The sequence below is a fragment of the Sporomusa sp. genome (genome assembly GCF_057736855.1).
Map to the genome: position 1 here is coordinate 1 of NZ_JBYKYF010000136.1, position 8,188 is coordinate 8,188.

Annotated in this window: 8 protein-coding genes; 6 read left to right on the top strand and 2 right to left on the bottom strand. The window is 44.3% G+C overall.

The features are described from left to right. From alr to AC29Z1_RS10150, 4 genes are all read left to right on the top strand, one after another. Nucleotides 1–755 (top strand): alanine racemase (gene alr / locus AC29Z1_RS10135; protein ID WP_488271345.1); only part of this gene is annotated, 755 nt, incomplete at its 5' end. Nucleotides 756–915: 160 nt separating this feature from the next. Beyond that, complete coding sequence (locus tag AC29Z1_RS10140) at nt 916–2,301, top strand: alanine/glycine:cation symporter family protein (RefSeq protein WP_488271346.1); 1,386 nt, start codon at nt 916–918, stop codon at nt 2,299–2,301. Between the two features lie 110 nt (nt 2,302–2,411). Then, on the top strand, nt 2,412–3,527 hold the full coding sequence (gene ald / locus AC29Z1_RS10145) for an alanine dehydrogenase (RefSeq protein ID WP_488271347.1): 1,116 nt from the start codon (nt 2,412–2,414) through the stop codon (nt 3,525–3,527). 349 nt (nt 3,528–3,876) lie between these two features. Then, the gene (locus tag AC29Z1_RS10150; protein WP_488271348.1) at nt 3,877–4,656 is read left to right on the top strand and encodes a CheR family methyltransferase; all 780 of its coding nucleotides are present in this window, start codon (nt 3,877–3,879) and stop codon (nt 4,654–4,656) included. 204 nt (nt 4,657–4,860) lie between these two features. Here the strand turns inward: AC29Z1_RS10150 and AC29Z1_RS10155 are convergent, their stop codons facing one another. After that, a complete protein-coding gene (locus AC29Z1_RS10155) occupies nt 4,861–6,018 on the bottom strand; it encodes a D-alanyl-D-alanine carboxypeptidase family protein (protein WP_488271349.1) in 1,158 nt (385 codons plus the stop codon). A 92-nt stretch (nt 6,019–6,110) separates the two neighbouring features. On the opposite strand from AC29Z1_RS10155, the gene AC29Z1_RS10160 reads away from it, so the two are divergent. Then, entirely contained in the window at nt 6,111–6,824 is a 714-nt protein-coding gene (locus AC29Z1_RS10160) for a polysaccharide deacetylase family protein (RefSeq protein WP_488271350.1), read from the top strand. A gap of 13 nt (nt 6,825–6,837) precedes the next feature. Here the strand turns inward: AC29Z1_RS10160 and AC29Z1_RS10165 are convergent, their stop codons facing one another. After that, the gene (locus tag AC29Z1_RS10165) at nt 6,838–7,227 is read right to left on the bottom strand and encodes a hypothetical protein (RefSeq protein ID WP_488271351.1); all 390 of its coding nucleotides are present in this window, start codon (nt 7,225–7,227) and stop codon (nt 6,838–6,840) included. Nucleotides 7,228–7,424: 197 nt separating this feature from the next. Here AC29Z1_RS10165 and AC29Z1_RS10170 point away from each other — a divergent pair. Continuing rightward, nucleotides 7,425–8,188, top strand: a 764-nt coding sequence (locus AC29Z1_RS10170) for a sugar phosphate nucleotidyltransferase (RefSeq protein ID WP_488271352.1), incomplete at its 3' end; no start/stop codon positions are given.

Here is an 8,188-nt window from a genome sequence, read left to right on the forward strand (position 1 = left end):
GTAAAAAGGTAAAATTACATATAAAAATTGATACAGGTATGGGGCGAATTGGTATTTTGCCGGAAGAGGCAGGTGAATTTGCTGCAGCGGTTGCAGGTATGGAAGGAGTAGAAATCGAGGGAGTTTTTTCGCATTTTGCTACTGCGGATGAGGCTGATAAAAGCTATACCCATTATCAATATGCTCAATTTGAAGAAGCTCTGCAACGTATAATTGCCAAAGGAATTAGTATTCCTATTCGACATATTGCTAATAGTGCTGCCACTTTGGAATTGCCTGAGACGCAGCTCGACATGGTTAGGCCTGGGATTATTATGTATGGACTATGGCCGTCAGAGGAAGTAACCAAAAGTATCAGGCTAAAACCGGCTATGTGTCTCAAGGCCCGGGTAGCACATGTTAAGTCGGTGCCGACAGGAACTAGCATCAGCTATGGACGGGAATATATTACTAAGACTAGGCGTAAAATTGCTACTTTGCCTATCGGTTATGCAGATGGCTGGCGAAGAGGATTGTCCGGCAAAACGGATGTATGGATCAATGGCGGTTATGCTCCTTTGGTCGGCATGATCTGCATGGATCAATGTATGGTTGATGTTACTGATATCTCTGAAGTCAAAGTCGGCGATACCGCTATTTTGTTTGGGGTACCTGAGTTAACAACCGATAAGGTAGCCGAGGCGTTGGATACGATTAATTATGAACTTGTCTGCATGGTTGGCAAGCGGGTTCCCCGCATCTACATCGACGGCTAAAACGCTACATCGTCAATAAAAAGAGAAAAAAAGTTCTGCCAGAGGACTCTTTGCAAATAAATAATATAAATTTTCAATAAAGAATAACTATATGTAAGGAGGTGATTACCAGCTCAGCGAAGTTAAGTAAGCCACTATTAGAAAAAAAGGAGGGATATGTATGCAGGGTGTACATGATTTTATTAATTGGCTCAATGGTTATCTCTGGGGTCCTCCCATGCTTATCTTATTATTCGGAACTCATCTTTTTCTAACTTTTCGACTGAAATTTATCCAAAAATACGTATGGAAGGCCATTAAACTCTCTGTCAGTAAGGATCGAGGCAGTGAAGGGGATGTAAGCCAATTCGGGGCGCTGACAACGGCGCTTGCTGCCACGATTGGTACCGGTAATATTGTTGGAGTGGCTACTGCTGTTGGTCTGGGAGGGCCTGGCGCTGTATTTTGGTGCTGGCTTACCGGAGTATTTGGTATGGCTACAAAATATGCTGAGGCGCTGTTGTCTGTCCGCTATCGGGTCAAAACTTCGGATGGCACTATGCTGGGTGGGCCTATGTATGCATTGGAAAATGGCCTTAACATGAAATGGCTGGCTGTTTTGTTTTGCATTTTTACTTCGATTGCTGCCTTCGGTATTGGCAACATGGTGCAAGCCAATTCTATCTCTGCCATGTTACAAGAAACGGCAGGCATAAGCCCCTACGTAACAGGTATACTTTTGGCTATAATAACGGCAGTGGTAATCTTAGGTGGCGTTAAATCCATTGCGAATGTTTGCGAGAAACTGGTTCCGTTTATGGCGATTTTCTATGTCATCGGCTGTGCAGTAATTCTGGTTATGAACATAAACTATCTGGTTCCCGCGATTTCGCTTATTGTTCAGTCAGCTTTTACACCGCATGCTGCTGGCGGCGGTTTTATCGGCGCAACTGTCATGATGGCCATGCGCTATGGTATTGCCCGTGGTTTATTCTCCAATGAATCAGGCTTAGGTTCAGCTCCCATCGTGGCGGCTGCCGCTCAGACCAGAAATCCGGTGCGACAGGCGCTAGTATCTATGACTGGTACTTTCTGGGATACTGTGGTAGTATGTGCTATGACCGGGCTGGTGGTTGTAACCAGTGTTATGGATAATCCGGTAGGCCTTAATCAACTGTCTGGTGCGGCTTTGACCAAAGGCGCTTTTGCTCAAATTCCGGTTATTGGGCCGATTGTGCTTACTGTAGGTTTATTGACTTTTGTATTCTCTACTATATTAGGTTGGTCGTATTATGGTGAACGGGCAGTAGAGTATTTGTTTGGTAAAAAGTCAATTTTGCCATATCGGTTTGTCTGGGTTGGGGCAGTATTTGTTGGTTCGGTGACTTCGCTGACGCTGGTGTGGGATTTTGCAGATGCCATGAATGCTTTGATGGCGATTCCCAACTTGGTTTCGCTAATTGCGCTCAGTGGTGTTATTGTGGCAGATACAAAAAAATATCTTTGGGATGAAGGTGGCATTGAGCGGGAAGCCCCTGAGCCATACACTAAGAATATTAGCAGTTAGGGCAGGGGCCTAATAGAGGCAATAAAAGATAACTGCTAAGGAGAATACTTAGTAAGATTTTCATTAGCTATTTAAGAGCATCTGCATTTGCAAAGGAGGTCGGTCAAGGGATGATTATTGGTGTAGCAAAAGAAATTAAGAACAACGAAAGCCGGGTAGCTCTGACTCCGGCTGGGGTTGAGACCTTGCAGAAGGCCGGGCATACTGTCCTTGTTGAACAAGGTGCTGGCGTAGGCAGTGGTTTTTCTGATGAAAGTTATGCAAAAGCCGGGGCGCAAATTATTGCTGATAAGAAAGCTATGTTTAATCAAGCGGAAATGATTATTAAGGTAAAAGAGCCGTTAGCACCTGAATATGATTTGTTTCATGAAGGACAAATCCTGTTTACCTATCTGCATTTGGCACCTGAGCCAGAACTGACAAGAGCGCTGCTGGCTAAGAAAGTGACAGGTATTGCTTATGAAACCATTGAGCGCAACAATACCTTGCCCCTCTTAACACCCATGAGTGAGGTGGCAGGGCGGATGGCGGTACAGGTCGGCGCCCGCTGCCTAGAAAAGCCATTTGGCGGTAAAGGTATTTTATTAGGTGGTGTGCCTGGGGTCGAATCAGCTCAGGTTGTCATTATTGGCGGCGGCACCGTTGGGACTAATGCTGCTAAAATGGCTGTTGGCCTGGGCGCACGTGTGACAATTATTGATAAATCGGCAGAACGGCTGGTATACCTTGACGATATATTCGGTGGCCGCGTCACTACCGTAATGTCTAATAGTTATAATATTGCAACCTGGGTTAAAAAAGCTGACCTCCTTATTGGTGCTGTCTTGGTGCCTGGTAAAAAAGCGCCAAAGCTGGTTACCGAGGAAATGGTAAAAACTATGGAACCCGGTTCGGTTATTGTTGATGTAGCCATTGACCAAGGCGGTTCGGTGGAAACCATTGACCGAGTAACAACCCATAGCGATCCTATTTATATAAAATACGGAATTATTCACTACGCAGTAGCTAATATGCCTGGTGCTGTAGCCCGTACTTCTACCCTTGCTTTAACGAATGCTACTCTTGAATATGCTGTCCAAATTGCCAATCATGGCTGGAAGGCTGCTCTTAAAGCCGATGCCGGTTTAGCAAAAGGCCTTAATGTATATGATGGAAAAATTACCTGCAAGGGTGTGGCTGAAGCCCATAATTTGCCATACACCCCAGTGGAAGAAATTTTGGCCTAGCGTAATGCTAACAAGGGGCTGTCGCGTTAAGACTCCCCCCTAATAGAAAAAACTGCAACCAGTTACTTCTGGCTGCAGTTTTTTGTTGTAAAATTAAGTTTGTGAAGACCATAATATTACAACAAAAAAATATACACCATACGGAAATATATATAGCAACAAGTATTATCAATGGACATTGGTGAAAAATGAACCCTTTTTTCCGTCTTCCGGCAGTATATTGGTTTAAGCTTACTGGGGGGCGGTAATTATTATTGTTAGCTAATGATACCTAGGTAGGAAAACCCCTGTGTACTGTCGAATTTCTACATCATAATAGATTGCTTTTAGACAAAACAGGGAGGGTTCCATGAGCGACAAAGATTGGGAGTTGTTTAAGCAGAAACTGTATGCAAAGTCAGGTATTAACCTTAATGACTATAAGCCAGCGCAAATGCAGCGTCGTATCGGCAATATGATGAGCCGCCACGGTGCTAAAGGGTATGTTGATTTTTTTAATAAGCTGGAAGCCGATCAAAAACTATACAAAGATTTTATCGATTTTCTTACCATTAATGTGACTGAATTTTTCCGGACACCGGAAAAGTTTGAAGAATTAGAGAAAAAGGTTATTCCTGATCTATTGAAACAGAGTCCTAAGCTAAATATTTGGAGTGCTGGCTGCTCGATTGGTGCTGAACCCTATTCAATAGCGATTTTGCTAAATGACCTGACACCGCATACGCGACATCGTATTTTGGCAACAGACCTTGATAGGGAGATGCTTGCCAAGGCTAAGCAGGGTATCTATACAGCTAATGAATTAAAAAATATACCGCCTGCCAGACTGAATAAATATTTTAAGCAGGTAGACGGCAAGGCGATTATCAATGATGATATTCGTTCAAGAGTAGAATTTAGGCAACACAATCTGCTGGTCGACAATTTTGAAACCGGATTTGACCTGATTTTGTGTCGCAATGTTGTCATTTATTTTACTGAGGCAGCCAAAGACAATCTGTATCGACGCTTTTTCGCCTCCCTGAAACCGGGTGGGGTATTGTTTGTTGGCGGTACGGAGGCAATCCTCAATTTCCGAGATATCGGGTTTGGCCATTATTTACCTTTTTTCTACCGTAAGCCTCTGTAGTCTCTGAAATGGATAAACAGCGAGAGTACAGACAATATGGACTGTATGGAAAATACACCCGCCGGATCCACCGTCAAGGTGAGGTTCTATTACTTTACTGAAATTTACATAAAATTATATTTACATAATAACTCTGAGATTTTTGCCGCGAAGCGTTTGGAGGAAGCTGCTGTTGATTACGCTATGGTTGGTAGAGTAATTTGGCTATAATAATCCCCAGTTGGATAGGCGGCGCAAAGTATTCAGCCATTGCCTAAGTACGATTTTGCTGATGGTGCGTTCTTCCACCGCGCTACTGGCAACCAGATCAACGGTTTTTACTGCTTTATCCTGAACATAGAATACAATTTCACCGATTTTTTGGCCTTGGTATACCGGGGCCTTTATTTTTTCTGGCAAATCCACTTCAACCGCTATTGAGTCATAATCGGCTGTATTGACTACCAGGGCTGCAGGAGAAGCTACGATAGCATCTACTATACCTGTCAGACCATTTTCAACAGGTAATGCGCCAAAAACAGTTCCCTCTTCCGCGTATTCATACAGATCGTAACTGTCAAACCCATACTTTAGTAACATCATCGAATCATACCAACGGGAATGATCATGCAGGACAACCGCAATGAGTTTGTGGTTACCGCGGGTGGCGCTTGAAACCAGACAGGGACCGGCTGCACTGGTTGTACCGGTTTTAACGCCATCAGCGTCTTCTAGCATCCAAAGCAGTTTATTGGTATTGCGGAGATTTCGTTCATGGGTTCTCCCTTTACGGTCAAGCCACTCAATGTTGGTTTCCTTGGTGCTGACAATCTGGGCAAATGTAGGGTTATTCAACGCATAGCGTGTGATCCAAGCTAAATCAAATGCCGTGGATACATGGTTCGGTGCGCTAAGACCATGTGGATTACGAAAGTGAGTATTTAGTGCACCGAGACTATTGGCCTTTTTATTCATAATGTCCACAAATGCTTCTACTGAGCCTGCCAGGTGTTCGGCAATAGCTACCGCTGCATCATTGCCAGAACGGAGCAAAAGCCCAGTAACCAGCTCACGGATGGTAATGCTTTGGCCGGGATACAGATTGAGGGAAGAACCAGCGGTACTGGCAGCCTGGACACTGACCCGGGTTGTCTCGTCCAACCGGCCGCTTTCGATAGCGATAATGGCGGTCATGATCTTAGTGGTGCTGGCTGGAGCCAGTTTTTTATGCATATTTCGCTCATAAAGCACTTGCCCGGTCTTGGCATCCATTAAAATGGCTCCCTGGGCTGACAGGGATGGTGGTGCGGCCAAAGCATGGTTGGCAGTCAGCCAGAGAAAAAGCGTAAATACGGTGATACAACATAAGAAAATGCGGGACATGGGATTACCCCCTAGGTTAGCTATCTTATTGTCATATCTGGCCCCTGGTTTGCGTAGTATCCAAAAGGAGTACTACATAGGGGGAATTGGAATTGGGTATTTTACGTAGGTGTAGTTTTTTCAGTATTGCCGTGCTGGTTGTTGGGTTAATATGTAGTCTGATATATGAAACCGCACTTGTAACCGATGATACATTTCGAGTTATTCGCAAAGTGTCTACTATTCACAAAGTAGTGGTGCTTACGTTTGATGATGGTCCGCATCCCCAAACAACGCCGGCAATATTGAAAGTGCTGCGAGAGAAACAAGTAAAAGCAACTTTTTTTGTTTTGGGAGTTAATGCTGAGGTATATCCGCATATTATTGCCCAGGCATCGGCTGATGGCCATGAAATTGCCTCACACGCCTATAGTCACCAATACTTGAACCGTATGCCGCTTGCGGCAGCAGCGGCAGAACTTGAACGTTCCCAAGAAATCATTATCAGGAGTGGTGCGCCTAAGCCGACGCTTTTTCGTCCGCCAGGCGGGGGATACAACGACCAAATTGTGGCAATGGCTCATCAACGAGGTTATACGACAATATTGTGGTCTGTTGATAGCGGTGACTGGCGGCAAATACCTGTTACGCAAGTGGTTGATACCATTATGGCAAGTGTTCGGCCAGGCAGTATAATTCTGATGCATGACGGACAATACCCACTGTCTACTCCCGAGGCCGTGGCGATCATTATAGACAACTTGCGCAGTCAGGATTATCAATTTGTGACAGTAAGTGAGCTGTTACAAATTGATAACAGCTTATGAAGAAGCCAGCTGGCTATGGCTTATATTGTTTTAAGTTTTGCCAGCGAGCCTGAATCAATTGATCATACCGGTACATGGTGGCAGTACGCTCATTGCGCAGGGCTTGAATCGCGCTTAGTATTTGTGGGTCAAATGAATAGGTTTTGTGTTTCGGGATTGTTAGCGGTTTTGCGTACTCTTTGAGTTTTGTTGCCACCTTGTAGTTCGCTTTGGTTTCCTTGAGAACAACGGCCGGTTCTAAAAGATCAGATCCCTCGTACCGATGGATTAAGCAGTTTGGCTGTAGGCGGTCGATGACATTCTTGTTTTCTCCCTCAAAAATCAGTTCGCCGCCGCAGCCAGGGCAGGTTTTTAGCTCACTTGAAAAATAGTGGTGACAAGCCATACAAACAATTTCATTCATTTACATCCCTCCGCCCTTATTGTGTCCAAAAAATGTCCGGATATAATGTAAAGCAAAAAAAAGGATGGCAATTCGTGTGTTTGGGTATATTTTAGATTTTCTTGGGCTATGTTTTCAAATTTTGATTCTATAATTTTCCTCCCTTGCATATGCTAATCATGTCTGTCAGATGGCTTAGTTTCAGGGAGGGGAATTTGTTGAGAAATAAGGAATGGGTTGCAATGATATTGGCTTTAGGCAATCATCTGGGAGTGTTAACCCAAGAAGTGCCCAAACCAGTTGTACCATTTGGTGGCCAGTATCGCCTTATTGATTTTGCATTAAGTAATTGCCGGAATTCCGGATTGGATACTGTTGGAATCTTGACTCAGTATCGACCGCTGCTGCTAACTCGTTATGTCGGTAATGGCAATGCCTGGGAGCTTGATAGAAGCAGCGGTGGTGTGCATATTTTACCGCCTTTTTTTACCGAGCAAGGCGGGGAATGGTATAAAGGAACGGCAGATGCCATCTATCAAAATCTTGAATTTATCGATAAATTTGAACCTGATTATGTGCTGGTGCTGTCCGGGGATCATATCTATAAAATGGATTATGCTGCCATGCTGAAGCAGCATAAAAGCAATCAGGCGGATGTGACCTTGGGAGTGGTTGAGGTGCCTTGGGAAGATGTTAGCTGGTTTAATATAGTGGAAATGGGTGTTGATAAAAAAGTAACAGCCTTTGCTGAGAAACCGCGCCAGCCCAAGAACAATCAAGCATCTATGGGTGTGTATATTTTTTCTAGAAAGGTGTTAGAACAATATTTGGCAAACGATGCTGCCAATTCTGTGTCTACCCATGATTTGAGTAAAGATATCATTCCTGCTTTGCTGGCTGCTGGCAAACGTATATATGGTTATCCCTTTGGCGGCTATTGGACGGACGTGAATACCGTTGAAAAGTACTGGAAAGCCAGCAG

Bases quoted from the DNA above. Each gene is read 5' to 3' on its own strand.
- ald (WP_488271347.1), top strand. From the start codon at position 2,412: ATGATTATTGGTGTAGCAAAAGAAATTAAGAACAACGAAAGCCGGGTA.
- AC29Z1_RS10155 (WP_488271349.1), bottom strand. From the start codon at position 6,018: ATGTCCCGCATTTTCTTATGTTGTATCACCGTATTTACGCTTTTTCTC.
- AC29Z1_RS10140 (WP_488271346.1), top strand. From the start codon at position 916: ATGCAGGGTGTACATGATTTTATTAATTGGCTCAATGGTTATCTCTGG.
- AC29Z1_RS10165 (WP_488271351.1), bottom strand. From the start codon at position 7,227: ATGAATGAAATTGTTTGTATGGCTTGTCACCACTATTTTTCAAGTGAG.
- AC29Z1_RS10150 (WP_488271348.1), top strand. From the start codon at position 3,877: ATGAGCGACAAAGATTGGGAGTTGTTTAAGCAGAAACTGTATGCAAAG.